The sequence below is a fragment of the Oceanicaulis sp. genome (assembly GCF_965284345.1).
GTDB classification, from domain to species: Bacteria; Pseudomonadota; Alphaproteobacteria; order Caulobacterales; family Maricaulaceae; genus Oceanicaulis; species Oceanicaulis alexandrii_A.
On record NZ_OZ260073.1, the window covers coordinates 779,228 to 804,739 of the forward strand.

The 25,512-nt window shown below is 60.5% G+C and carries 27 protein-coding genes and 1 tRNA gene; 6 read left to right on the forward strand and 22 right to left on the reverse strand.

Translation table 11 applies throughout. The features are described 5' to 3' along the window. Positions 1-76: 76 nt before the first annotated feature. The 3 genes from ACQ66J_RS03900 to ACQ66J_RS03910 form a co-directional block, all read right to left on the reverse strand. A complete protein-coding gene (locus tag ACQ66J_RS03900) occupies positions 77-607 on the reverse strand; it encodes an adenine phosphoribosyltransferase (protein ID WP_375548386.1) in 531 nt (176 codons plus the stop codon). Positions 608-782: 175 nt separating this feature from the next. Further along, a complete protein-coding gene (locus ACQ66J_RS03905; RefSeq protein ID WP_375548385.1) occupies positions 783-1,112 on the reverse strand; it encodes a UrcA family protein in 330 nt (109 codons plus the stop codon). Positions 1,113-1,682: 570 nt separating this feature from the next. Further along, positions 1,683-3,278 carry a lysine--tRNA ligase gene (locus ACQ66J_RS03910; protein ID WP_430430567.1) on the reverse strand — a complete coding sequence of 532 codons (1,596 nt, stop codon included), beginning with the start codon at positions 3,276-3,278 and terminating at the stop codon, positions 1,683-1,685. A 237-nt stretch (positions 3,279-3,515) separates the two neighbouring features. On the opposite strand from ACQ66J_RS03910, the gene ACQ66J_RS03915 reads away from it, so the two are divergent. Further along, a complete protein-coding gene (locus ACQ66J_RS03915; RefSeq protein WP_430430568.1) occupies positions 3,516-3,791 on the forward strand; it encodes a hypothetical protein in 276 nt (91 codons plus the stop codon). A gap of 44 nt (positions 3,792-3,835) precedes the next feature. Here the strand turns inward: ACQ66J_RS03915 and ACQ66J_RS03920 are convergent, their stop codons facing one another. The 4 genes from ACQ66J_RS03920 to ACQ66J_RS03935 all read right to left on the reverse strand — a co-directional run bounded on the left by ACQ66J_RS03920 (position 3,836) and on the right by ACQ66J_RS03935 (position 5,679). Next, complete coding sequence (locus ACQ66J_RS03920) at positions 3,836-4,033, reverse strand: helix-turn-helix transcriptional regulator (protein ID WP_375548382.1); 198 nt, start codon at positions 4,031-4,033, stop codon at positions 3,836-3,838. Then, positions 4,030-4,437, reverse strand: a complete 408-nt coding sequence (locus ACQ66J_RS03925; RefSeq protein WP_430430569.1) for a hypothetical protein — start codon at positions 4,435-4,437, stop codon at positions 4,030-4,032. The genes ACQ66J_RS03920 and ACQ66J_RS03925 overlap by 4 nt, the downstream gene beginning before the upstream one ends. Before the next feature lie 32 nt (positions 4,438-4,469). Continuing rightward, on the reverse strand, positions 4,470-4,712 hold the full coding sequence (locus ACQ66J_RS03930) for a hypothetical protein (protein WP_375548380.1): 243 nt from the start codon (positions 4,710-4,712) through the stop codon (positions 4,470-4,472). Positions 4,713-5,043: 331 nt separating this feature from the next. Beyond that, a complete protein-coding gene (locus ACQ66J_RS03935; protein WP_430430570.1) occupies positions 5,044-5,679 on the reverse strand; it encodes a peroxiredoxin in 636 nt (211 codons plus the stop codon). 117 nt (positions 5,680-5,796) lie between these two features. Between ACQ66J_RS03935 and ACQ66J_RS03940 the strand changes: the two genes are divergently transcribed. Next, a complete protein-coding gene (locus ACQ66J_RS03940; protein WP_430430571.1) occupies positions 5,797-6,294 on the forward strand; it encodes a SixA phosphatase family protein in 498 nt (165 codons plus the stop codon). A gap of 59 nt (positions 6,295-6,353) precedes the next feature. Further along, the gene (locus ACQ66J_RS03945; protein ID WP_430430572.1) at positions 6,354-7,925 is read left to right on the forward strand and encodes a glycosyltransferase; all 1,572 of its coding nucleotides are present in this window, start codon (positions 6,354-6,356) and stop codon (positions 7,923-7,925) included. Between the two features lie 68 nt (positions 7,926-7,993). On the opposite strand, the gene ACQ66J_RS03950 is transcribed toward ACQ66J_RS03945, so the two are convergent. The 3 genes from ACQ66J_RS03950 to ACQ66J_RS03960 form a co-directional block, all read right to left on the reverse strand. Beyond that, positions 7,994-8,656 carry a YqaA family protein gene (locus tag ACQ66J_RS03950; protein WP_430430573.1) on the reverse strand — a complete coding sequence of 221 codons (663 nt, stop codon included), beginning with the start codon at positions 8,654-8,656 and terminating at the stop codon, positions 7,994-7,996. Positions 8,657-8,741: 85 nt separating this feature from the next. Continuing rightward, positions 8,742-8,815, reverse strand: a tRNA-Gly gene (locus ACQ66J_RS03955). A 72-nt stretch (positions 8,816-8,887) separates the two neighbouring features. Continuing rightward, on the reverse strand, positions 8,888-9,910 hold the full coding sequence (locus ACQ66J_RS03960) for a 2'-deoxycytidine 5'-triphosphate deaminase domain-containing protein (protein ID WP_430430574.1): 1,023 nt from the start codon (positions 9,908-9,910) through the stop codon (positions 8,888-8,890). Between the two features lie 179 nt (positions 9,911-10,089). Here ACQ66J_RS03960 and apaG point away from each other — a divergent pair, with 179 nt between their 5' ends. Both apaG and ACQ66J_RS03970 read left to right on the forward strand, forming a co-directional pair. After that, on the forward strand, positions 10,090-10,482 hold the full coding sequence (gene apaG, locus ACQ66J_RS03965; RefSeq protein WP_430430575.1) for a Co2+/Mg2+ efflux protein ApaG: 393 nt from the start codon (positions 10,090-10,092) through the stop codon (positions 10,480-10,482). Between the two features lie 19 nt (positions 10,483-10,501). Continuing rightward, the gene (locus ACQ66J_RS03970; protein WP_430430576.1) at positions 10,502-11,959 is read left to right on the forward strand and encodes a TrkH family potassium uptake protein; all 1,458 of its coding nucleotides are present in this window, start codon (positions 10,502-10,504) and stop codon (positions 11,957-11,959) included. Here ACQ66J_RS03970 and ACQ66J_RS03975 read toward each other — a convergent pair. From ACQ66J_RS03975 to ACQ66J_RS04010, 8 genes are all read right to left on the reverse strand, one after another. After that, positions 11,956-12,708, reverse strand: a complete 753-nt coding sequence (locus ACQ66J_RS03975; RefSeq protein ID WP_430430577.1) for an ABC transporter ATP-binding protein — start codon at positions 12,706-12,708, stop codon at positions 11,956-11,958. The genes ACQ66J_RS03970 and ACQ66J_RS03975 overlap by 4 nt on opposite strands. Positions 12,709-12,712: 4 nt before the next feature. Continuing rightward, a complete protein-coding gene (locus ACQ66J_RS03980; protein ID WP_430430578.1) occupies positions 12,713-13,531 on the reverse strand; it encodes an ABC transporter permease in 819 nt (272 codons plus the stop codon). Between the two features lie 72 nt (positions 13,532-13,603). Beyond that, entirely contained in the window at positions 13,604-14,860 is a 1,257-nt protein-coding gene (locus tag ACQ66J_RS03985; protein WP_430430579.1) for a hypothetical protein, read from the reverse strand. A gap of 8 nt (positions 14,861-14,868) precedes the next feature. Further along, positions 14,869-15,459 (reverse strand): hypothetical protein, encoded by a 591-nt coding sequence (locus tag ACQ66J_RS03990; protein WP_430430580.1) that lies wholly within the window; start codon positions 15,457-15,459, stop codon positions 14,869-14,871. A gap of 114 nt (positions 15,460-15,573) precedes the next feature. Beyond that, positions 15,574-16,071, reverse strand: coding sequence for a GrpB family protein (locus ACQ66J_RS03995; protein ID WP_430430581.1), 498 nt, complete (start codon positions 16,069-16,071; stop codon positions 15,574-15,576). After that, the gene (locus tag ACQ66J_RS04000) at positions 16,071-17,054 is read right to left on the reverse strand and encodes an Hsp33 family molecular chaperone HslO (protein ID WP_430430582.1); all 984 of its coding nucleotides are present in this window, start codon (positions 17,052-17,054) and stop codon (positions 16,071-16,073) included. The genes ACQ66J_RS03995 and ACQ66J_RS04000 overlap by 1 nt, the downstream gene beginning before the upstream one ends. Positions 17,055-17,076: 22 nt before the next feature. Then, a complete protein-coding gene (locus ACQ66J_RS04005; RefSeq protein WP_430430583.1) occupies positions 17,077-18,261 on the reverse strand; it encodes an aspartate aminotransferase family protein in 1,185 nt (394 codons plus the stop codon). 63 nt (positions 18,262-18,324) lie between these two features. After that, the gene (locus tag ACQ66J_RS04010; protein ID WP_430430584.1) at positions 18,325-19,161 is read right to left on the reverse strand and encodes an ABC transporter permease; all 837 of its coding nucleotides are present in this window, start codon (positions 19,159-19,161) and stop codon (positions 18,325-18,327) included. A 232-nt stretch (positions 19,162-19,393) separates the two neighbouring features. Between ACQ66J_RS04010 and ACQ66J_RS04015 the strand changes: the two genes are divergently transcribed. Then, positions 19,394-19,948: a GcrA family cell cycle regulator gene (locus tag ACQ66J_RS04015; protein ID WP_375548366.1), complete on the forward strand. Its 555-nt coding sequence runs from the start codon at positions 19,394-19,396 to the stop codon at positions 19,946-19,948. A gap of 196 nt (positions 19,949-20,144) precedes the next feature. Here ACQ66J_RS04015 and ACQ66J_RS04020 read toward each other — a convergent pair whose 3' ends face one another. The 4 genes from ACQ66J_RS04020 to ACQ66J_RS04035 all read right to left on the reverse strand — a co-directional run bounded on the left by ACQ66J_RS04020 (position 20,145) and on the right by ACQ66J_RS04035 (position 25,486). Next, the gene (locus ACQ66J_RS04020) at positions 20,145-21,191 is read right to left on the reverse strand and encodes a ribonucleotide-diphosphate reductase subunit beta (RefSeq protein WP_375548365.1); all 1,047 of its coding nucleotides are present in this window, start codon (positions 21,189-21,191) and stop codon (positions 20,145-20,147) included. A 185-nt stretch (positions 21,192-21,376) separates the two neighbouring features. Then, positions 21,377-22,330 carry a lipid A deacylase LpxR family protein gene (locus ACQ66J_RS04025; RefSeq protein WP_430430585.1) on the reverse strand — a complete coding sequence of 318 codons (954 nt, stop codon included), beginning with the start codon at positions 22,328-22,330 and terminating at the stop codon, positions 21,377-21,379. A 127-nt stretch (positions 22,331-22,457) separates the two neighbouring features. Then, on the reverse strand, positions 22,458-23,417 hold the full coding sequence (locus ACQ66J_RS04030; RefSeq protein WP_430430586.1) for a lipid A-modifier LpxR family protein: 960 nt from the start codon (positions 23,415-23,417) through the stop codon (positions 22,458-22,460). A 188-nt stretch (positions 23,418-23,605) separates the two neighbouring features. Beyond that, positions 23,606-25,486 carry a ribonucleoside-diphosphate reductase subunit alpha gene (locus tag ACQ66J_RS04035; RefSeq protein ID WP_375548362.1) on the reverse strand — a complete coding sequence of 627 codons (1,881 nt, stop codon included), beginning with the start codon at positions 25,484-25,486 and terminating at the stop codon, positions 23,606-23,608. Positions 25,487-25,512 lie beyond the last annotated feature (26 nt).

The following is a 25,512-nucleotide window of genomic DNA, read 5'->3' on the forward strand; positions in this document are numbered from 1 at the left end:
GCGTGTGATCCGCTAAGAACGAGAAAGCCCCGGAGCGCTGCTCCGGGGCTTTTTTATTCCTCGCGGACTTGGGAGCCTATTCGCCCTCAAACGCCACCAGGCTTGCGACTTTCACGCCGTGCGCCTCGATCTTTTTTGCGCCGCCAATGTCCGGCAGGTCGATGACGAAGGAGCAGCCGACCACCTCGCCGCCGGCGGAGCGGATCAGCTTGATCGCGGCTTCCGCCGTGCCGCCCGTGGCGATCAGGTCATCAACAATCAGGACGCTTTCGCCCGGCTGGATGGCGTCGGTATGGATCTCCACCTCGTCCGTGCCGTATTCAAGCTCATAGCTCTGGCTCAGCGTGGAATGGGGCAGCTTGCCCTTCTTGCGGATCGGCACGAAGCCGACGCTGAGCTGGTGCGCCACCGCGCCGCCCAGGATAAAGCCGCGCGCCTCGATCCCGGCGACCTTGTCGATTTTCTTGCCCGCATGGGGAAACACCATCGCATCCACCGCGGCGCGAAACGCGCCAGCGTCGCCCAGAAGCGTTGTCACATCGCGGAACATGATGCCCGGCTTGGGATAATCAGGGATCGTGCGAATGGCGGACTTGATGTGGTCCATAGGGCGCTCCGGCTGAATCGAAAAGGCAGGCGCACCCTGCCCGTGTCTGGCCGAGCATTGAAGAGGGCGCACGCAGCGTCAAGCGCCTAGAGCGTAAAACAAACGGGCCCGTCAGCGTTTGCTGACGAGCCCGGTTTGGTTCGCGCCGCGAAAGCGACGTGAAGGTTAACTGCGATTACCCGCGATCCGCCACATAGCGGGCTTCGCGCGTCCGCTCTACATGAAGCGCCTGAAGGCCTTCATGAGACACCGCGCTGATCACATGGTCCACCACATCGGCCCGGCAATAGGCCATCTCGGTGTCGGACTGGAGCGGCAGCGAGCCGCAATAGCGTTCAGCTTCCGCGTTGAGACGCTGATACGCCACACGCACAGCGGACTGGGAGGTCAGCTCGGCGCGATCCACCGCAAAGGTGAATTCTTCAGATTGCTGCGCAGAAGCGGCGAACAGACCGGCGGACGCCAGGACGGAGGCCGCTGCCACGGTTTTGATGAAATGCTTCATTGGGTTCATTCCTCTTTCTGACGCAATCCGCCGCGCCTCACGGCATTGCGGATTGCTATTTAAGACGGTGCCGGTTCAGACTTTCATCAGGGGGGTGAATCCTGCGCGCTGAAGCCTCGACGACCGCCTCGGTTATTGTTCTGTCACCCAACAGTCATATAAATGTAATACATCTGGATACGGATGAAAAGTGGGGAGGAATTTCAAGCTTGACGCTTTCCTAATTTAGGACAAGCAATTGTTATAAAACACATTTTCTAGGCGCACTTAGATAATGCGGACAGCGAAGAAAATGCGGTAGGATAAAATTTCCAAGGTTTTATAGCGACTTAGGGATAACTGATATTTTTCAGTTTTATGTCAGATTGAGCTCCAATCTGTGGACATCACATATTGTACATATAAATCAATAATTTGTATGGGCTTCAGCTTGGCTCGAAACCGCTATTTTATGTCGCTCAATGTAAAAAGTTGTCATCAATGAGCAGCCTCCTGAACCCAGAACGCAAAATGCGCCAGGCTCAGACCCGGCGCATTTTATGAAGGCGTTTGAGACGCGAAGACTGAGCTTTATCCCTTGGACAAATCCTCGCCCGCCAGCGCCTGTTCAATGAGGGCGATCGCGCCCGGCAAGCCATAGAGCGCCGCCAAACCGCCAAAGCGCGGCCCCTGGCTTTGGCCCAGAAGCACTTCATAGAGGCCCTGGAACCAGTCACGCAGATTTTCAAAGTCCTGGCTCTTGCCGGCGGCGTAGACCTCGGTCTGGATCACTTCCGGATCCGTCTCGGCCGGATCTAGCGCTTTCAGACGCTGGACCAGATCCTCCATGGCCGCCCGCTCCATGTCGGTGGGGGCGCGGTAGGTCTTGTGCGGTTTCACCTGGTCTTCGTAATAGGCCAGCGCATACCCCGCCAGCCGGTCCAGAAACGGATCGGTTTCCGGCGTCGTATCCGGCGCATATTTGGCGATGAAGCCCCACAGCGTCGCCTTGTCATGGGCGTTCGCCGCCGAGACCAGATTGAGCAGCAAGGAATAGCCGATCTCGGACCCTGCCTTGGGCGGCTCGCCGGAATGGATGTGATAGACTGGGTTTTCGATCTGTTTGGCCGGTTCCTGATCGGGATAGGCGCGCAAATGCTGACGATATTCGTCAATCGCCTTGGGGATCACGTCAAAATACAAGCGCTTCGCCGTCCGCGGCTTCTGGAACATGTATTGCGACAGGCTCTCCTGCGGCGCATAACGCAGCCAGTCTTCCACCGCCAGGCCATTGCCCTTGGACTTGGAAATTTTCTCGCCCTGATCATCCAGGAACAGCTCATAGACATATTGCACCGGCGGTTCGACGCCCAAGATGCGGCAGATCTTGGAATAGACCGGCGCATTGGCCTGGTGATCCTTGCCGAACATCTCGAAATCAACGCCCAGCGCCGCCCAGCGCATGCCGAAATCGGGCTTCCATTGCAGCTTGGTGTTGCCCCCCGTCACCGGCAGGGTGATATCGGTCCCGTCTTCATCCTCAAACGTGATGGTCCCGGCCTTGGCGTCGATCGCCTTCATCGGCACATAGAGCACCCGGCCCGTGGTCGGCGAAATCGGCAAGAAGGGCGAATAGGTCGCCTGACGTTCCGCGCCCAAAGTGGGCAGCATCACCGCCATGATGTCATCAAACTTCTCGAGCGCCCGGATCAGCGCTTCATCAAAAGCGCCTGAACGGTACTCATGGGTGGCGGAGCGGAACTCGTACTCGAACCCGAAGCTGTCGAGGAAGGCGCGCAGACGCGCATTATTGTGCTGAGCAAAGCCGTCATGGGTGCCGAACGGGTCCGGCACATCGGTCAGCGGCTTTCCCAGATGCGCGGTCAGCATGTCCTGATTGGGCAGGTTTGACGGCACTTTGCGCATGCCGTCCATGTCATCTGAAAACGCGATCAGCTTGGTCGGATATTGGTCCTCGGTCAGCACACGAAAGGCATGGCGCACCATGGCGGTGCGCGCCACTTCACCGAACGTTCCGATATGCGGCAGGCCGGACGGGCCATAGCCGGTCTCGAAAATGACCGCGCCGCCCTTCATCCCGCTTTTCTCCACCCGTTTCTTCACCAGGCGGGCCTGTTCAAAGGGCCAGGCCTTGGCGTTCTGGGCGAGCGCGGCGAAATCGGTCATCGCGGGTCTCTTTTCCTACTACGAGTGAAGTGAAGCAGGGCAAGTAGAACCGGTAAGGGATTTGGTCAACACATCCGTCTCCGGCCACGTGCATCCTCAAACAAAACGCTCTCAAAAAACCCGATTTAGGAGATTTTTTCCCCTTGTGATTGCATTTGATCAAATGCGCGAGCATCATTGTGACGGTTCACCGTGAGAGAAACGGCGAGCAATAATTCTTCAATTGGAGGAAACAGAATGATGAAGCTCAATAAACGTATGGTCCTCACAACTTGCCTGGCTGCCGCTGTGACCCTCACCGGCCTGGCGGGGGCGGCTTACGCTTTTCCTTGGGGTACGCCTGAGCGTATGTACATCACAGAGTATTTCACCGATGCGAGCATGACGACACCAGCAGGTGTGACCATTGATCGATGCATCAATGGTCAGGTTGTGGCCCAACCGTCAGGCGTTACGCCTACCGCGTATTTTCGACGCGAATGGATCGGGATGTGCCCTGGATATCTCTTCTAGCTCTAAGGCTCTGAAACGCTTTTGACGACGAAGGCGACTGCCTGTCAGTCGCCTTCATCATCAAAGATCGCTTCGATCGGCTGGCCGAACACCCGTGCGATCTTGAACGCCAAAGGCAAGGACGGATCATACTTGCCGTTCTCGATGGAGATGATGGTCTGACGCGAGACGTCGAGCTTGTCCGCCAGCACCGCCTGGCTCCAGCCGTGATCCGCACGCATATCCTTCAGACGGTTCTTCATGCGTAGCGGCGAGAGACGAAAAACAAGGCGATGTAATACATCAGCATGAAGGCCGGAAAGCCAAAGGCCAGCATGATATCGGGCAAGGGCCAGATGATATCCCAAATCGCCCAACTGGTGGAGAGGATAGCCAGCACGCCGCCAGACAGCGCCAGAGCCGTCAAATGGATGCGATGTTGCAGCTCGTCCAGCGCCTTGATCAGAAGGGCGAACTCCCACAGCAGCCAGCACAAGGCTGCGACCATTCCCAGGAGAACAGGTTCAGGGACCCACTCCCAATGAACCAGCAGCGTAGCGAGCACAGCCAAAGCGCCCGCCACTGAACCATTCACCACGTAACGCCTCCGCGCCTTGGGCGGCGCAGAGGCGGTTTCAGGCATGATGTAATCTAGCCAGCGTCCCAATGAGTCTCTCCCGACAGGGTTGATAGGGACTCTTACGCTGAACCGGTGATTTTCTTCCAGAGCCGGGCGCGGTTGGCGAACGCCGTCCAGCCCAGCAGCGCGCCGCCGCCCCAGATCATCGCTTCGGTGGAGAACGCAGCGGCGATGACGGCGGAGACCTTCAAGGCGCGCGGGAGGTCAAAGGCGATCGACAAGCCCAGCGCGGCCCAGGACGCCGCACACAGCCCGATCAGAGCGAAGGCGGCGATGCGGCGGATGGATTGTCCCTGTTTCATGATGGGTCCTTTCTATGTGCCAGAAGGCAGGCGTTCATGCGCCCGGTTGCAGTGTGGCTTCACTGTGAGACCTGTCCTGAACGGGCAGCTCTTGCGAAGTAGGCGCGTCAGGCCGGGGCTGCGCCAGAAAGACGAGGGCGTACAGCGCCATCCAGGGCAAAGCCTTCAAACAATCAGCAGACATTTGCGCTCACTCCTTCATGTAAAGCGTGCTTCACATATGGAGTAAAGCTCCCTTGACGTCAAGCGCCCTTTACTCGAGCAGGTCAAAAAAAAAACGGCCGCCCCGGTGTCCGGAGCGGCCGCATTCATCTCAAAAACTCTGAGCGACTTACTTGTCCGGCTGCGGCGTCGTGCGCAGATACGGCTTGATCTTGGTGTAGCCCTTGGGGAAGAGTTTGTCGGCGTCTTCATCGGAAATGGACGGCACCACGATCACGTCCTGGCCGTCTTCCCAGTTCACCGGAGTGGCCACTTTGTAGCCGTCAGTCAGCTGCAGGGAGTCGATCAGGCGCAGCACTTCGTTGAAATTCCGGCCCGCGCTCGGCGGATAGGTGAAGGTGGCGCGGATCTTCTTGTTCGGGTCGATGATGTAGACGGCCCGCACAGTGACTTTCGGATCGGCGTTGGGGTGGATCATCGTATAGAGCTCGGACACCGACCGGTCGGTGTCGGCGATGATCGGGAAGTTCATCTTCACGCCTTGGGTCTCTTCAATATCCTTGACCCAGCCATGGTGGTCCGCAATCGGGTCCACAGACAGCGCGATCGCCTTGGCGCCGCGCTTGGCGAATTCGTCTTTCAGCCTGGCGGTGTAGCCGAGCTCCGTGGTGCAAACCGGGGTGTAGTCGGCGGGGTGAGAAAAGAACACCACCCAGTCATCACCGATCCAGTCATGAAACTTGATGTTGCCTTCGGTGGTTTCCGCTTCAAAGTTCGGGGCGATATCGCCAAGCAGCAGACCCATAATTCATCTCCATCAGAGCATTTGCGAGGGGCGTCAAACACCGCTTTACTTGGCGCGGGCTGTCGTGCAACGCAACCCGTAAGCCGTGTAATTGCCCTTGCCTGAGGATTCGCCCCTATGCCGCTCCTGATCGCCATGCGCCACGCCAAGGCCGTCGACCGTATGATGGCTGAAGACGATTTCGACCGTGGCCTGACCGAGCGGGGCGTCGCCGACGCGGACCGGGCGGCCGAGGCTTTGAACCGGGCGGGCGTGACAGCCACCCATGCCCTGGTCAGTCCGGCGCGGCGGACTCGCGAGACCTGGAAACGCCTCAGCGCCAGACTGGGCGAGCTGCCCGTCACCGATCCCATGGCGCTCTATCACGCCTCGCCTGAAATGCTGGAGCGCGCCGTCGCCGAGCAACTCGATCAGGGGGCTGAAGCGATCATGCTGGTCGGTCACAATCCCGGCATCGGCGCCTTGGTGCACATGCTCGCCGGCCAGGCCGAGGCCGCGTCCGACCTGCCCTATGGCTGGCCCACCAGCGCACTCGCCGCGTTTGACGTGGCGCTGGATGACAAGCGCTTGATCGCAAACCGTCGTCGCTTGTATTTCAACCCGAAAGAGTCTTGATTCTCTCATTAAGGGAATATTAACTACGCCCCGGCTGGTACTCAACGGGGGAGCGCGGCATGCCGTCTGTGATCAGACCGGCCTTTTCAGGACGCGCGCTCGCGGCTCGTAGCGGACGACCGCTTGATCTGCACGCCGCCGCCTATGGCCTGCGTGATCTCAATCCTCTGGCGAGCGCCGGACACGCCCTGAGCCCGCCCCTGCCGCTTATCATCGGACCGGCTTGTTTTGCCCTGGTGCTGGCGGTCCTGTTTCAGGGGCTCGTGCTTACCGCCCTCATCTGGGCCGCCGCATGCGGCGTGATCGTGTTGAGCGCTTTGCGGATCGCCGCCGCCCTCACCCCGGCGCGTCATTCGCCGCGCGTCCGCCTCTCAAACCAAGAGCTGCCGGTCATCAGCGTCATCATCGCGCTTTATGACGAGGCGGAGGTTCTGCCCGGCCTGATCGCCGCCCTGTCGCGGCTCGACTATCCGCGGCGCAAGCTCGACATCATTCTGGCGCTAGAAGCCCATGACGTGACCACACGCGCCACGGCTCGCGCGCTGGCCGCCCGGCAAGCCTTGCGCGTGGTGGTCCTGCCGCCGCTCGGCCCCATGACGAAACCGCGCGCCCTGAACCTGGCGCTGCAGGCGGCGCGGGGGGATTTGGTTGCGGTCTATGACGCGGAAGACTGCCCCCACTCCCAGCAATTGCGTCACGCTGCGGAGGCCTTCGCAGCGGATCCGGGCCTGGGCGTCGTTCAGGCGCCGCTGGGCTGGTATAATCGCGAGGAGAACTGGCTGACGGCTCAGTTTGCACTCGAATACGCCACCCAGTTTCATGCCCTGCTGCCCTTGCTCTCACGCTTGGGTTGGCCCTTGCCGCTTGGGGGCACCAGCAATGTCTTCCGCCGCTCCGCGCTCGAACACTGCGGCGCCTGGGATCCATTCAACGTCACTGAAGACGCGGATCTGGGCTTTCGGCTGGGACGTCAGGGCTGGCGCGCCGGGTTGATCGCGCCGGGCACGCTGGAGGAAGCGCCGCTCAGACCCCAAGCCTGGATCAATCAGCGCAGTCGCTGGCTGAAAGGGCATTTCGTCACCTGGCTGGTGCATATGCGCGATCCGCGCGGCCTGATCCACAGCTTAGGCTGGGGCGGCGTGTTTAGTCTCAGCTTCACCGTGCTCGCCAACATGCTCAGCGCGCTGATCCATGCGCCCACCGTACTGGCGATGGCTCTGGGCGCGACCCTTCTGGGGCTCGTTCCGGGTTGGGGCGCGCTGTGGACGCTGGGGGCGCTGATGATGGGCTTCGCCTATGGATCAGCCATGGTCTGCGCGATCACCGGCGCGCGCCGGGCGGGGTTTCAACCCAAACTCAGGCATATTCTCAGCATGCCCGCCTATTGGCTGCTGCAGGCGCCCGCCGCGCTCAAGGCCTTGCGCGAGCTGCCCCGCCAGCCCTATCTGTGGGACAAGACCCAACACGGCGTTTCCCGCGCCCGCAGAGAAACGCCTGATGACGCTGCCGATCACTCTCTTGCTCATGCTCGCCGCCGCCGGCCTGTTCGCGCTCGCCGCCTGGCGCAGCGGCAGGCCCTCAAATCCGCTCAAGCCGCGGCTTATTCCCTGGACGCTTCTCACCATCGCTAGCGGCGTCTTTTTCATGATGCTGCTGGCCCATGTGTTCAGCCATTTCGGGTTTGAAACGGGTCAGCGCTTCATGCCGCGCTAGCGCCGCCTGCGACCAGGATGATCGCCGCGCCCATCATCAGGGCGAACAGCGCCAAGGCGCCCAGACGCACCGCAAGGCGCAACCCGTTCGGCAGACGCGCCCACAGCCACAAAACGCGTCGGCCGAAGATGAATAATAAAACGCCCATGGCGCCATAGCGCACCAGCCGCCCCGTGAACGCCGCCAGCACAAACAGGGGCGCCGGGATCAAAGCGGCGCCCGCAGCGAACGAGCTGAGCTGCACCGGCACCGGCGTCAGCATGGATACGCCCACCGCCCACGCGCCATAGGCGTCGATCCGCGCCCGCGCGCCCTCCAGAGACAGCGCCAGATCGGGCCGCGCGCTGATGAACGCCTCCGCCAGATCGAGCGCCAGCCGCCCCGCCCAATAACTCAGCACACAGCCCAGAACCGAGCCCAGGGTCACCACCAGCGTCGCCTCGATCACCTGACGGCGGCCGCGCAACATGTACGCCAGAAGCGGAAACTCGATCGGCCAGGGCAATAGCGTGCTTTCCAGCACCGAGCCCGCAAACAGCGCGGGTAGCGCCAAAGGCCCCCGCGCCATCCGGTCGAGCCGGGCGCGCCAGAGCCTCAGCCGGCGCCGCCAGCTTCTGGTTTTTTTGAAAGGCGCGCGGGTCTCGCTCATGAGACTGACTTACACCGGAAGCCCTCCCCGCACACCCGGCGTGTCGCCGCAGGGGGAGAACTGAACACCAATATCAGGAAAAGCATGGAGCGGGTGAAGGGAATCGAACCCTCGTCTGGAGCTTGGGAAGCTCTCGCTCTACCATTGAGCTACACCCGCTTGAGGGCGTTGTTTTTATCAGATTGAACAAACCCGGCAAGCAAGCAGACGCAGGGCGTGTCTGCGCGTGCTCTAGCCCTGCTTGAAATGCTTGGCGAGTTTCAGGCCCTGGGCCTGATAGTTCGAGCCGGCGACGCCATAGGGCGTTTTCACGTCTGACGACATGGGTTCATAGACCAGCCGGGCCACGGCCTGACCATGATCGAGGATGAAGGGCACGTCCCGGCCGCGCACTTCCAGCACGGCGCGAGAACCCGCGCCGCCCGCCGCATCGACGCCGAAACCGGGATCGAAAAAGCCGGCGTAATGGGCGCGAAACTCGCCGATTTCGGGCGCGATGGGCGCCATTTCTGCGGCCTGATCGACGGGCACGCTGACGGCTTCGCGCGAACACAGAATATAGAACTCGCCCGGATCGAGCACGATGCGGCCATGGGGGGCGTAGATCGGCTCCCAGAAGCGCTCAGGATCGTGCGCGCCGACTTTCAAAAGGTCCACCAGCGGGCTGTGGCGCTTGGCGCGATAGCCCACGGGCTGGCCGTCCCCGGCCTTGAGATCCACGGACAGGGTCACCGCGTCGAGCGCTTTCATTTCGCCTGCACGCAGGCGCACCTGCACCAGCCGGTCGCCGGGGCGCGCCAGCACCGAGAAGGTGCGCGGGGAAATCTCCACATAGAGCGGGCCTTGATAGCCCGCGCGCACCTGATCAAAGGCGCTCGACTGATCGCCGATGACGCGGGTGAAGACATCCAGGCGCCCGGTGGAGCTTTTGGGATTGGCGAAGGCCGCGACGGCGTCGGGCAGGCTCAGGCTTTCCTGAAGTTCAGCGAGATAAACACAGCCCGTCTCCAGCACCGCCCCACCCTCAAGATCAAGCTCGTGCATGACCACGTCTTCATCGAGGCAATCCAGCACGGTGCGCTCCGGCCCCGGCAAGAAGCTCGCCCGCAAGCGCCAGGCCCGGCGCGCCAGACGCAAATCGAGACTCGCAGGCTGGATCTGCCCGGTTTCCAGCGGCGCATCAGACGCGATCCAGCCCTGTACGACAGCTTCGGTCAGGGCGCGATCAGGCAAAATACCGGGGGAAAAAGTCATCAGATCAGGGCTTCACAACAGAATCATTTGAGCGGGCTAAGTGTCCGCGCTTGAGGCCCGCCTTGTCCAGCAAGCGACACCGCCGCACAAGCGCCGCGCTGCGTGCGGCACTATTTTGCTTGAGCCATGGGCGCTATCTGGGTCTGATACGCGCTTGCGCTTTAACGGAAGGCCCGCCCATGTATGAAGAAGTCACTCGGGACATTCTGATCCGCGTGCGCCCGGCTTTTCGCGACGAGGAGTCCGAACCTGATGAGGGGCGCTATTTCTGGTCCTACACCATCGAGATCGAGAACAAGGGTGACGCCGTCGTTCAGTTGATGAGCCGGGAATGGCGCATCACCGACGCGTTCAACCAGACCGAGATCGTACAAGGCCCAGGCGTGGTCGGCGAACAGCCCCGGATCAAACCGGGCGAGGTGTTCGCCTATACCTCCGGCGCGCCCTTGCGCACCCCGTCAGGGTTCATGCGCGGCGCCTACACTATGCGCACCGAGGATGGCGAGAAATTCGACGCGGTCATTCCCGGGTTCGCGCTGGACTCGCCGTACAATACCGTGACCTTGCACTAGAGCCGCTTCGGGAAATCCTGTGAACGCTTCGGGCCGCACCGTTCTTTTCGTGCTGGGCGTCATGCTCGCCAGCCTGTCCGCCGCCATGTTCGCGCCGGCGATCGCGGACCTGAATGACGACGCCCAGGCCGCGCACGCCTTTTTCGGCGCGGGCGGGCTGGGGTTGGCGCTGGGCGGGATCATGACCTTGATGGGCCGCGGCTCTACCAAGGATCTCAGCGCCCGCGGCGCGATCTTGCTGACCGGCGGCGCCTGGATCGTGTTGTCTGTGGCGGCGGCGATCCCGCTGAAGCTCTCAGGTCTCGACATCAGCTGGACGGACGCTCTGTTTGAAGCGACCTCGGGCCTCACCACCACGGGCGCAACGGTGCTGACAGGCTTGCAGGACATGCCGGCGGGCATCTTGCTGTGGCGCTCGATCCTGCAATGGATCGGCGGGGTCGGGATCATCGTCACCGCCATGGCGATCTGGCCGCTTTTGGGCATTGGCGGCATGCAGCTCTTCCGGCTTGAAAGCTCTGACAAGTCAGAAAAAGCCCTGCCGCGCGCGGGACAGATTGCGGGCGCGGTCGGAGGCATCTATCTGGTGCTGACTTTTTTGTGCTTCCTGGCCTATCTGGGCGCGGACATGACGCCGTTTGAAGCGATCAACCACGCCATGACCACGGTGGCGACCGGCGGCTTCTCCACCCATGACGGCTCGATCGGGGCCTTTGTCGACGGCGGCGCGGATCTGGTGGCTCTGGTGTTCATGGTGCTGGCGGGACTGCCCTTCGTGCTGTTCCTGCGCGCCGCCCAGGGGCGGCCGGATCTTCTGGTGTTTGATCCGCAGGCGCGGGCCTTTCTGATAGTGGCGCTGACAGCCTCCATCCTCCTGACGCTGTGGCTGGTGGTTCATGACCCCCATGATCCTGCGCATCTGCCCGCCTGGCGGATCGCAGCGGTCAACGGCGTCTCGGTTTTGACCGGCACCGGCTACGCCTCAGCCGATTTCTGGCTGTGGGGCGGCGGCGCGGCGGGCATTTTCTTCGTTCTGATGTTCATTGGCGGCTGCGCGGGCTCGACCACATGTTCGGTGAAGATCTTCCGCTATCAGATCGCGGCGTCCGCCATGAACGCCTATATCGCCCAGTATGCGCGGCCCAACGCCGTCAAGCCCATCCGCTATCGCAACCAGACCGTCCCTGACGAGACGGTGCGCTCGGTGCTAGGGTTCTTCTTTTTGTTCTTTCTCACCTTCGGGATCAGCGCCTCGCTGCTGAGCCTGATCGGGCTCGATCCTGTGACCGCTGTCAGCGGGGCGGCCACCACGCTCGCCAATGTGGGGCCGGGTCTGGGCGAAATCATCGGGCCCGCCGGCTCGTTCCATGACCTGCCCGCAACCGCAAAATGGGTGATGACGGCCAATATGATCATCGGCCGGCTGGAGATCATGGTGATTTTCGTGATGCTGGCGCCGCGCTTCTGGCGCGGTTAGCTGTTGACGGCTTTCGAGCGCTCGATCACCTCGTCCACATCACCGCGATGGGTGATCACGCCTTCTTGCATCAAGATCGCCTGATTGCAGACTGATTGCATCAGTTTGACGTTATGAGTCGCCAGCACAAGAATGCGCGAGCGCTTGACCATATCGTCCAGCCGTTCCTTGGCGCGCGCCTGAAACGCGGCGTCGCCGGCGCCCAGCCATTCGTCAAACAGCAAGATGTCCGCGTCAAACGCCGTGGCGCACGCGAATTTGAGCCGCATGGCCATGCCTTGCGAATAGGTGCGGATCGGCAAATCCAGATAATCGCCCAAGCCGGTAAAGCGGATGATGTCATCCTGCATGCCGTCGATTTCGCGCTGGCTCTTACCCGCCACAATGCCGGCCAGGCGGATGTTCTCATAGCCGGTGGCGTCCATATTCATGCCCAGCCCGATATTGAACATAGTGGCGATATGACCATCCACGGCCACCAGTCCGCGCTTGGGCGGATAGATGCCAGCGATGGTGCGCAGCAAGGTCGTCTTGCCGGCGCCATTGCGTCCCACCACGCCGAGCCGGTCGCCCGGCTTGAGCAATAGCGACATGTTTCGTATGGCGTGCACGTTCAGAGTCGAGCCCTGACGCTCGATCAGCCCGCCCGACACCCGCTCATCGCTGGCCTGGCCATCTACGGCGTTTTTACGCTTCACCCGACGCGAGGTGAAAGTGACGTCGACATTTCTGAGAAGAACTCGGGCCATAGCGTTACAACCAGAAAATCAGGTCGCGCCGGAAACGCGCGAACACGGCAAAAGTCACCAGGGAGCCGATGGCCGTCATCGTCAACACCACCCACCAGTGAAATATCACCACCTGGCCGTTGAGCAGCGGCTCGCGCACGATAGCGATGAAATGCGTCAGCGGATTAATATTGGCGAACTTGCCGCGCGTCCCCAACTCGTCCGCCACCCACAAGACCGGCGTCATGAGAAATGCGAACCGCATAATGGTCGCAACGATGTGTTGCAAATCGCGAAACCGTGCCGTCAGAAGCCCCAGCAGCAATGTCACCCAAACCGATGTGTAGATGATGACCACCAGCGCAGGGATCGCCCACAGCGCCCCCCAGGTTAAAGGATGACGCAGGAACGCCAGCGCCATAGCAACCGATAGCCCTGTCAAAGCCAGGTTGAAGACGTTGCGAAAGGTCAGCTTGTAGGCAAACAGACTCATCGGCAGGCGCTGCGATCGCAACCAGCCTTCAGCCGCGATAAAGACCGTACACGCGCCGGTGATCGCCGTGGCGATATATTGGTAGACCCAAAGCCCGATCAGCAGATACGCCGCGAACCAGCGCGCATCAGTCGAGCTGAGCGCGCCAAAGAACCAAATCAGACCAGCGCCAAAAACCAGAAAGGAGACAACGATCCAGGCGGCCCCGAGCAAGGAGCCACGATAGAGCTGTTTGACTTCCTGAAGCCCCAGATTGATCCACAAAGTGTGCCGTTCCAGGCCCTCTTTTAGATCAAACCAGGCATCAGAAACCGGGTTGCTGTTGGATCGGAATTGAGGAAATGACGACACACGCGCACTCTGAAAATTGACGTTAAAACGGCTCGATTGGTCCTCGTCTGACCTTTTACTAGGGGTACGAGGTTACTTGAGCTTATCTAACCCTAAACGTGGATTTCTGACTGCATACGGCAGCCCTTTGCCGCCCCAGGAGTCAAATACGGAACCGATGTCCAACGCCACAGCGCCCTGCCTTTTGGCGAGTTTCGCATAATGCTTGCCGTACAAGCCTGCGCCGATCAGGAAAACCGATCCGCGCAAATCTCCCAATGACGCGATATGTTTATCAACGGCGCTGTGCAGGAAGGGATATTGACCGAAACCGTCGCCCTCGCCCCATGTGTGGTGCTGCGGCACTTCTATGTACGATATCGCTTTGGGTGAGAGCGCACTTTGAAGCTGGGTTGTTAAGTCCCAGGGTCCCACCAGGATGATACGCTCCGACTTGCGCCCCACGGCCTGGAAGAAGTCGGGCGTTTCAGCGAGCTGCTGAAACACATTCGTACCGATCCGGTCTTCACCCTTGATGTGAGGGGCGAGCGATAAGGCGTAAAACATCGCCTCCGAATAAGCGACCATGCCGGAGGTGCAGGCCTCCTCGACACCTCTGAAAAAATCCCAGACAGGAAGTCCGATTTCGTCCGCTTCCTCGCAAGCCTGCCGAAGCATGTCGCTCAGAATTGTGCATGTGCTGAGCACCCAGTCTTGATCGCGATCCCGGTTCAGTTCAACTGAACGTGGTCCAAAATGATAATACAGCACTTGGGTGAGAACTTCTGCAGAGCTAAAAGTGGAATTCGCCCCCAGAATTCGACCCTCGCCATCGCCCAGACGCACCACGCTGTAAGGTTGACGTTGATCAATCGCATTTAGGATGCGCTGGACGAAACGCTCTCGTCTGTCTCCGCGCATATAGACACCGCGCAGGCCCAGCCGCTCTGCAATGTCGCGGGTGGCCAACGCCAACTGGCCGCGCGCGCCCACCGGGTCTTCAACTTCTTCAAGCGTGTGCAGGCTAAGCTCGCCCACCGCCTCTACGCCCAGGCCGGCATTGACCGGGAAGCCCACTGGAACGCCAGTCAGTTGGAAATCGCACAACACTTCATGCGATGGCGCCAGCCCGCGCACAACGACATCGACCCGGGTACGGCCAAACCGCGAAATCGTGGCGCTCGCGAGCACCACTGCGCCATGGACAAACTCGACCCGCCCATCACAACCCGCCAGCCCGTCCGCCCAGTCAAATTCAAACCGCAAACGACACAATTCGGGAAATGAGTCTGACGAACCGAGCGTTGAAGCGGGAATCCGGGTGCGGCCTGCAGATACAGCGATGGACATGGTGTGTCTCAGTTCACGTCGTAAAAAGCATCTTGGTGACGAAGCGCGATCTCACCCCAGTCGATTTCCGGGTCGCGAATGAAAACCGCCGCCCGCCCGATGATTTGCTCCGGGCGAAGATACTCTTCAATAAAATGATAGTTCGGACGTTCGAGATAATCGTCAAAGATCAGCTCAAGTGCACCTCGGCCCATCGCCATGCTAGCCAGAAAGCATGCCGGCCTGAAGCGTCCATCAACCAGAACCAAACTGGTCAACGGCTCGCGTTCTGATTGCATCACCCAAGGCGCCAGCGCATACCAGGGAAACAAATGATGCTTATCGTGGTTCACGGGTCGCCCCCATGCACCTGTTTCGCCGACATCGATGTGACGCACGCGCGGCCTGGAGCGCACGGCGTCAGACTGATCCAGAAAAGCGTTCAGATTTTGGGCCCATTGCGCATCGCTCTCCACTGATACCAGATGCTTGCCATCCATTTCAGAGGCCAGAACGGTCGAGCCGCCGCTGCCATATTCAAGAATGCTGTCATGGCGCTCGTAGGCCTCGGTGACATACATCGCCACATCGTCCGGAAAAGTCAGTTTGGGACGCTGCATCAGAACCGCTTCGCTTGATAATTAAGCCCTTTGAGAGTTGGCATTAATGGACCTGAAGCCGCTCGATGTCCACCATAGGCCTGCACCGTTCTTAACGCGTGCAAACGCTCTCCCTCACCTACCGAGTACGGTCTTGATGAACTCTGCTTTGGCTTCGCGATAAGACACCGTCTTTCGCCCGCGATAGGCGCGTTTGAGGGCGTTGTATCGCGCCACCAGAACCTTGTCGGCGTTCAAGGCGTCCCGAAATGCGCTGAACTGGTCGAGGGTGTCGCCGACCACCACAAGCTGAACGCCGACATCCAGCGCGTAACCCTGCGCGCTGAACGCGGCAAACCCCTCGCATCGGGCCGACCGGTCATTGGCCTGATGCGTCTTGTCCAGATGCTTCAGCGCCGCGGGGAAATCTTGCTTGGAGACACGCACCGCGATGTCGAGATCGCCCTTGGTTTCACAGCCGGGCACAGAGGTCGCGCCCACATGCTCGATCAACGCCGCGTCGGGCAGAGCGCGCGCATGCTGACGCCGCCATTTTTCAAACGCGATCTGCGCCTGATGACAGCATTCCTCTAGGTCCGGGCTGAGCTGAAAGAGCGTTTCATCATCAGACATCAGTCGTTCGCAACGGCGGCGGCGTCGATTTCTTCGGCTGTAAAGCGCCACTCGGTCTTGCAGTATTCGCACGTCATCTCGACCGAGCCGTCTTCCTTGCTCATATGCTCGCGATCATCCGCCGGGAAGCGCGCCAGCATTTTGGCGAGACGCGCACGGCCGCAGGTGCAATACCGGCTCACATCACGCTCGGCCTGAACCCGCACGCCGTCCTCGTGGAACAAGCGGTACAGCACGCGCCCCGCCGTCAGCTCCGGATCCAGAAGCTCGTCATCCTCAATGGTGTTGAACAGGGCGAGCGCATGATCAAACTCGGCGTCTTCAGCGGGCCGGCTGTCATCAGCGGCGATTTTCTGGATCAAGGCGCCGCCCGCGCGCCAGACGGTTTTACCGCCGTCCATGACTTGCTGACCGACCGCCAAACTCAACCGGGTGGGTACTTGTTCAGACTGGGCGAAATAATGCTCGGCGCTGGCGGCCAGGCTGTCACCCTCGATGGCGGTGACGCCCTGATAACGCTCCATGCTGTCGCCGGGATCAATCGTCATGACGAAATTGCCCTTGCCCAGAAGGTCGAGCGGCCCCAAGGGGCCGTTCGCTTGTGCTTCCAAGGCCTGCACGCGGTCTGCATCATATTTGGCGTAGGCGCGGACGCCTTGGCCGGGCACGAAGTCCGCGACGACGAAGCCGACAGCGCCATTGCCTTCCACCGCCTGCCCTGTCGCGCCGGGACCGCTGGCCTGAACGATCAGCCGACCGTCAAACTTCAGCGAATCCCCGATCAGGATGGCGACAAGCGCACACTCGCCCACCAGACGGGCGACGGAGGGCGGATAGTCGTGCGAGGCCAGCATGACATCCATGGTCTCGCCGAGACGGACGAAACGGCCGCGCACGCTCAAACCTTCGAGCTGGAACGTCAGGACGATATTGTCGCCTGCACCCAAGGAGTCCGGGCCAGGTGTGGAAGTCATATCAGTCATACGTCCGTCTCGTTCCGCTTAACTATTCAGGCTGCAGCTCGCCGAGCGCCTTGTCGAGGGCGCTGACTGCTTCACGCACATGATCTTCATTGATGATCAGCGGCGGGGCCATCCGAGCCACGTTGTCTCCGGCCGCACCCATCAGCAAATGGTGCTCGCGCGCCTTGCCGACAAGCGTGCGGTTGCCAAAGCCGTCCTTGAGCTTCAGTCCGACCAGCAATCCGCGCCCGCGCAGCTCTTCGACCTTGTCGGAATGTGCGTCGACGACGCCCGAGAGCGATTGGCGCAAATGGTTGGAAATGGAGACCACATGCTCCATGAAACCGGGCTTAGAGAGCTCGTCATAAACCACATTGCCGACCGCCATCGCGAGCGGGTTGCCGCCAAAGGTCGAGCCGTGAGTGCCCACGACCATGTGCGCGCCAGCCGCATCCGTGGTCAGACACGCCCCCATCGGGAAGCCGCCGCCCACACCCTTAGCCACGGCCATGATGTCAGGCTTTGCACTCTCGGCCCATTCATGCGCCCAGATCTTGCCGGTCCGGCCGGCGCCGCACTGGACTTCGTCATAAATGAGCAGCAGACCATGCGCGTCACACAGCTCGCGCAAGCCGCGCAGGCAGACATCAGGAATGGCGCGCACGCCCCCCTCGCCCTGAACCGGCTCGACCAGAATGGCGGCGGTTTCTTCAGTCACCGCCGCTTTCAGCGCTTCATGATCGCCGAACTCGACCTGATCAAAGCCTTCCATGGCCGGACCGAAGCCCTCGAGATATTTCGGGTTGCCGCCCGCATTGATGCCGCCATACGAACGGCCGTGGAACGCGCCAGTGAAGGTGATGATCCGGTATTTGTCCGGGCGTCCGTTGGCGAAATGGTAATGCCGCGCTGATTTCAGCGCGCACTCCACCGCTTCAGTGCCTGAATTGGTGAAGAAGACCCGGTCTGCAAAGCTGTCGCGGCAGTATTTCTCAGCCAGTTCGAGCTGGCCCGGCACCCGAAACATGTTGGAGGTGTGCCACAGCTTGTCCGCCTGGTCTTTCAGCGCCGCCACAGCCTTGGGGTGGGCGTGGCCCAGCGCGTTCACCGCGATGCCAGAGATAAAGTCGAGATAGTTCTCACCGCTTTTCTCGATCAGATAAGCGCCCTCGCCGCGTTCAAAATCAAGATTGGGCGGCGAATAGGTGTCCATCAACGGCTTGGGCATAAAAGGCTCCCTGGGTGGAAAGGGGTGAGAAAAATCAAGTGTGCTGATCTAGGACCAGACGCGTCAGCTCTTCAAGCGCCAGCCTGAGCGCAGCAGCAGATAGGACGCTGCCAGAAGCGCCGCATTGATCGCGGCGATCACCAGACCCCCAATCAGAAGATGACTGTCATGGCTGCCGATAAAGCCGAAACGGAAGCCGTCGATCAGGAAGAAGACCGGGTTCACATGACTGATCGAGTAGAACGGCTCGGGCAGGATCTCGACGGAATAGAAGGTGCCTGACAGAAAGGCCAAAGGCATGATGATGAAGTTGGTGATCACGGCCAGATGGTCAAACTTCTCCGCCCACAAGCCAGCGATCAGGCCAATCATGGCCATCATCGCCGCGGCCGAGAGACCAAAATACAAAAGCGCCCAGAGATGGCTGATGGTGATGTCCACAAACGGCGCCACCGCCAAAGCGGTCGCCGTCCCGACGATCACGCCGCGCGTCACCGCCCCGCCGATAAAGGCCGCAGCCAATTCAGCCGCCGACAGGGGCGGCATCAGAAAGTCGACGGTGTTGCCCTGCACTTTCGCCACGATCAACGAAGAGGACGAATTGGCGAAGCTGTTATTGAGCATGCCCAGCATGATCAGGCCCGGCGCCAAAAACGTGGCGAAATCCACGCCCATCATGTCTCCTCGACGCGAGCCAATCGCGAGGGAGAAGACGATCATGTACAGCAAGGTGGTCGCGACAGGCGCCAGCACGGTCTGAAAGCTGACCTTCAAAAACCGCCGCACCTCTTTCTTGTAGAGCGTCCACAGACCCAGCCAGTTCACCGCGCCCAAGGCGCGCGGCCGGGGGCCGTCAGAGACAGCTGTGGATTGCGGCGCCGAAGCGACTTGATCTGACATGAGCGACTCCCCTTAAGGCTCTGTACGCGCATCTAGCACGCTCCCGCCGCCCTGTGCAGGCCATGCAGTGCGGATGAAGTTATCCACGGACGAATCAAGTCGGCATCTTGTGCCTAGCTGCACAGGAGATACTGTATCTCGTGTTCGCACCCAAGATATAGGGCAGGTCAATGACCCTATCACTAGGTGTGGGATATGTGGATGAGCTTAATTGGGCGAGGAGCGCACCGCCATGGCGTGGACCGAAGACCGTGTGGAAACTCTGAAAAAGCTTTGGTCTGACGGCCTGAGCGCCAGCCAGATCGCCAAGCAACTTGGCGGGGTGACCCGAAACGCCGTGATCGGCAAAGTACACCGCCTGGGCCTGTCAGGCCGAGCAGCGCCGTCGCGCCCTGCGCGTCGCCCTGCGCCGCGGCCCGCTCCGCGTCCAGCGGCGAAGCCCGTGGCCGCGAAAGCCAGCCCCCAGGCCGCACCGGCGAAAGCCAAACCGGTTGTGGCGGAGGCCAAACCCGCAGCGCTGGTGGCGCCGCAAGACGCCGCGCGTCTGCCCAATGGCGAATACGCCACCGTGCTGACCTTGCGCGAGGGCATGTGCAAATGGCCGATCGGCGATCCGACCGACACTGAATTCCGCTTCTGCGGCCGCCATTCCGGCGTCGGCAACGCCTATTGCGAAGCCCACGCTCAGCTGGCCTATCAGCCGCAGGCCAAGCGCAAGCGCAAGCCCGGCGACGACGCCAAAGCGGTGCTCGACAGCCTGCAATCAGCGCGCCGCGTCAATCTCTAGACGTCGCGCATCTGATCTGAAGAACCCCGGCCTTTGCGCCGGGGTTTTTTTATGGGCGGCATGCGAACTCGGATCCATAGAGCGCCAGCCCGAATGGTCTGAGGCGCCAGCCAACATCGGATCCATGCCGCGCCACACATGAAAAACCCCGGCAGGATCACCTGCCGGGGTTAATCAAGACGACGTGCTGCAAGCGCTATTCCGCTGGCGCGCCTGCGCCATGCACGGATCGCTTCAGCATCATATTGTCAAAGTTCGACCAGACGCCGGCGTCGCCATGCCAATCGCCCTGGGTCGCGCCTTTGGAGTATTCGGTGGCGCGCGCTTCGAAGAAGTTGGCGTGCTCCACCCCGTTCAGGATCTCCGACAGCCACGGAAGCGGGTGCTCTTTGACACCGTAAATCGTGGGGAGCTTCATCTGCTTCATCCGCCAGTCGGCGATGTAGCGGATATATGTCTTGATGTCCTCAGGCGTCATGCCTTCGACTTCACCCGCTTCAAACGCCAGATCGATGAATTTGTCCTCGAGCTTGACCACGGTCTGGCAGCAATCGGCGATGTCGTCTTTCACCGATTTGGTCAGCGCCCCGGTTTCTTCAGAGAAGGTGTGGAACAGCTTCATCATGCCTTCGCAGTGCAGCGATTCATCGCGCACCGACCAGGACACGATCTGGCCCATCCCCTTCATCTTGTTAAAGCGCGGGAAGTTCATCAGCATCGCAAAGCTGGCGAACAATTGCAGGCCTTCGGTAAAGCCGCCGAACACCGCCATCGACGTGAGAATGTCTTTCTCGGTCTCGCAGCCGAACTTGCCCAGATAATCGTGCTTGGCCGCCATTTCCTCATACTCCATGAAAGCGGAGAACTCGGTGTCGGGCATGCCGATGGTTTCCAGCAGCAGCGCATAGGCCGCGATGTGGATCGTCTCCATATTGGAGAAGGAGGCGAGCATCATGCGCACTTCAACCGGCTTGAAGAGCGGCATGTAGTTTTCCATGTAGTTCGCGCCGACTTCCACGTCCGACTGGGTGAAGAAGCGGAAGATCTGCGTCAGCAGATTGCGCTCCTTGTCAGTCAGCTTGGTCGCCCAATCCTTGCAGTCCTCGCCCAGCGGGACTTCTTCTGGCAGCCAGTGAACCTGGGACTGAATCTTCCAGAAGTCATACGCCCACGGATAGCGGAACGGCTTGTAGGTCAGGCTGGGAGACAAAAGGCCCGGACGGTCTGAGGCGACGGATAGCATGGCGTTTTCTTTCTCGGCTCTGGCGATCATTCAAGGGGCTGTGGCGCCGTTGGCACGACAGATAGCGCTTTCGCCCCTCAGGTCCACTAGATATTGTGTCACAACGAGTCTGGTTTCCAGTGTATTAATCGGGTTTTCCACGCTGGAAGAACCTTGACGCAAAGCGACTCAAATGACCGCGTCGGCTAGAAAGCGCGCGAAAGCGCGATGGCGCCGAACCGTTGCGGTCCGTTCTGTCCGGCATACTGCTCGCTACGCACCACATAGGTAAAGGCCAGTCGATAGTGATTGATATGGAGCGCTGCGCCCGCTTGCACATCCCCGACCCAGATATTGCGTTCCACAGAGGCGGAGTCGCGAAACGTATTGCCGTCGAGAAAAACATCTCGGCCCACGGCATACCCGCCCACGCTGGCGAACACATAGGCGGACACCATCTGACTGGGCGTAAAGATGCTGGAAGGCGACAGCGCCGGCCGCATGCGAGGCGGCGCAAATGATTCCTGCAGATCCGTTCCGAATCGCACCGTTGCGCCCGCAGACAGATCCGTGCGCAAAGTCCCCAGCGTCAGACCGCCATGGCCCATCAGATCTGCCCGGTATTGGCCGACCTCCCATTGATGGATGCGCTCGGTCCGTTGGCCTGAAATGGCGAACACCAGCTCGTCATGCAATTGCGCATCCCAGCCGCGCGGTTCCTTGCCGTCGATCAGCTGGTGCCAGCGCGACTGGACGAATTCGCCCTGTGCGCTTGGCCCGATCAGACCCACATCAATGAGAATGGTGTGTTCGCTATTGGCCGTCCGGGCCGAAGCGAACCAGTTCACGCTCAGATGAGCGGCATAGGGATGATCATCAAGCGGCGGATCCTCCACCGTGATGTCACTGGCCGTGTAGAGCGTATGCGCCAGCGCATACCCTTCACGCACCGTCGCGCCCTTCAGATTGACGAAAGGCTGGGTGCGGGCGGCTTGCAGCAGCCAGGGGCTGACCGCCTCTTCAGACGCCACCCATTCCAGACGCAAGCCATTGGTGTAGTGGCGATCCGTACCGCCGAACATGTCATTTTCAATGACAAGGGTCAGCACTTCGCCGTCTTCAGGCTGGAAGAAATCCGGAAAATCGGGGAAGTCAGACAAGTCTGACGCGCGCGCTGCACCAAATCCCGGGACAAGGCCGCAACAGATCGCCAGCAGCGACGCAATGCAAGACACTCTCAATGCACGCCCCTCTGACGCGCGTCTGACAGCGCGTACGTCCTCAGTCCTACCGGCGCAGCGTCAATGAGAACGCCGCAAATCCTTCAGATGTTTCCCAGGATTCATTGGGCAAGGCATAGCGTGTTTCACGCTGGATATACGCGAAAGACAGATCTGCGCCGCCAAACCGGGCGGCGACGCCGGCCTGAGCATCGCCCACCGTCGCATAAGGCCCCATGGCGAGCGCATTGCGCATGTTGAAGCCCGCGCCCGGATCATACATCAGCGCTTGCTGGTCCGCGCCGGCGAAGAACCACCAGGCGGGACGATCCGCGCCGAAACCTTCATCAAGATATTGACCAAGCCGGACGGTTGCGCCGGCTTCCGCCGCCGGGCCGTCCTGACCGATGGAGACGCCGGCGCGCGGCGCCACGCCGACGTCCAGCCCGTCCAGGCCGCCGCGGGCGTCAAATGTGTTCTCATACCGCAAGGTCATACGGCTCGCTGACCGACCAGCGGGATCAATCGTGCTGCCTGCGATGTCGGCATAGGAGTCAGAGAGCGCTGACAAGGCTGCATCCGGAGCGCGTCCGTCGAACAGAGAGACAGAGATACGGCCGCCCTGCGGTGTCTCCATCAAAGTCGTGCCAGCCTGATAAAGGGCTGAAAACCCTTCCATGGCTGCGCTGTCGGAGCGAACACTGAGCGCGACCCCGGCCAGCCGCGCCGCATCTGGCAGAGCAGATTGCGAATCAGAGCCGATAAAATCGGTATAGCTGGGCGACCAGCCCATGGCCTGGGAAGACGTGTAATCCGCGCCGTCATGGCGAGGGCGCGGATGCGCCAGCTCGTCCTGAAGCGGGCCCATGATCATGGCGCGCATTTCCTGCGACGCCTGCACCTGTTGGGCGAAAGCACTGGCGCCGAAAGAGGATAGTGAGACCAGGCACGCCGCTGCGCACGCACCAACCAGAGCCGAATGGCTCTGCGTTGATTTCAGCACTGTGCTTGCGTTAGGCGTGGTCATACCGGTCCCCATCGGTTTCAACCTGCGATATTCAAATCATAGCATGAACAATGGCTATATTGAGATCAAGGAGGCTTCTTTAGGGTTAACAGATCGCAAATTGTACAAAGTCAATTTTTTCATAGGGATAACATGAAAAACCCCGGCACGAGGCCGGGGTTCTTACAATATTCACAAAAATTCGGACGCTACTGACAGGCGAGACACTCGTCATAGTCCTTAGGGGCGGCGTCCCCCATGGCTTTGGACATCTCGTCTTTATCGCCCGAACCGGCATAAGCCGCACGCTGCACCGATTTGGAGCGGCAATAGTAGAGCGATTTGACGCCCTTCTCCCAAGCCGACCAATGCAACATGTGCAGATCCCATTTGTTCACATCACCTGGCAGGAACAGGTTCAGCGACTGCGCCTGGCAGATGAAAGGCGAGCGGTCAGCGGCGTGCTCGATCACCCAGCGCTGATCAAGCTCGAACGCCGTCTTGAACACGTCTTTTTCAAGCTCATCGAGGCAATCAAGATGCTGGACCGAACCTTCATGCTCGAGAATGGAGGACCAGATGGTCGGCGTGTTCTTGCCCTTCTCCTCAAGCACCTGTTCGAGATACGGGTTCTTGACGGTGAAGGAGCCCGACAGGGTCTTGTGCGTGTAGACATTGGCCGGGATCGGCTCGATGCCCGCAGACGTGCCGCCGCAAATGATCGAGATCGACGCGGTCGGCGCGATCGCCAGCTTGTGGGAAAAGCGCGCCTTGACGCCATTCTCGCCGGCATCGGGACAGGCGCCGCGCTCTTCAGCCAGCTTGACCGAGGCTTTGTCTGCGCCCTGGCGGATATGCTGGAACATGCGCTTGTTCCAGGACTGGGCCATGGCGGACTCAAACGGCACGTTCAAACGCTGCAAGAAGGAGTGGAAGCCCATCAGCCCCAGACCGACAGAGCGTTCACGCGCGGCGGAATATTTGGCGCGCTCCATCTCGTCGGGCGCACGCTCGATGAAGTCCTGCAAGATATTGTCGAGGAAGCGGAAGATGTCCTCGAGGAACCGCGCATCGTCTTTCCACTCGAGGAACTTCTCGGCGTTCAGCGAAGACAGGCAGCACACGGCCGTCCGGTCATTGCCCAGATGGTCGATGCCCGTCGGCAGAGTGATTTCCGAACACAGATTGGACTGGCGCACCTTCAAGCCCAGCTTGCGCTGGTGAGCGGGCAGGTTGTTGTTCACAGTGTCGGAGAACAGGATGTAGGGCTCGCCGGTCTGCAGGCGGACTTCCAGAATTTTCTGCCACAGCTTGCGGGCGTTGACGGTTTTAACCACCTCGCCAGAGCGTGGCGAAATCAGCTCGAAATCCTCATCCTTCGCGACGGCCTCCATGAACGCGTCTGACACGTTCAGGCCATGGTGAAGGTTGAGGCTCTTACGATTGAAGTCGCCCGACGGTTTGCGGATCTCGAGGAATTCCTCGATTTCGGGGTGGTGGATGTCGAGATACACCGCCGCCGAGCCGCGCCGCAGCGAGCCTTGGGAGATCGCCAGAGTGAGCGAATCCATCACCCGGATAAAGGGAATGATCCCGGAGGTCTGGCCGTTCTGACCGACTTTCTCGCCGATCGAGCGGACGCTGCCCCAATAGGTGCCGATGCCGCCGCCATTTGAGGCGAGCCAGACATTCTCCGTCCAGGTTGAAACGATGTCGCCCAGCGAATCGTCCACCGAGTTCAAAAAGCACGAGATCGGCAGACCGCGATCAGCCCCGCCATTGGACAGCACCGGCGTCGCCGGCATGAACCACAGATTGGACATGTAGTCATAAAGGCGCTGCGCGTGCTCAAGGTCGTCGGCATAGGCCGTCGAAACGCGCGCGAACATGTCCTGATAGGATTCGCCGGGCAGAAGGTAGCGATCAACCAGCGTCTTCTTGCCGAAATCGGTCAGAAGCGCATCGCGCGAGGGGTCGATCTTAACCTTATCAACCAGTCGAAGCTGAACGGCTTTGGGCTTGCCGCGCAGGCTGGAAGCGGACTCCTGTGCGCGAGCTCCGGTAGCGTGGGCTTGGTCGAAAGGCGTCATCTCTACCCGCTCCAATTCAGCATCGC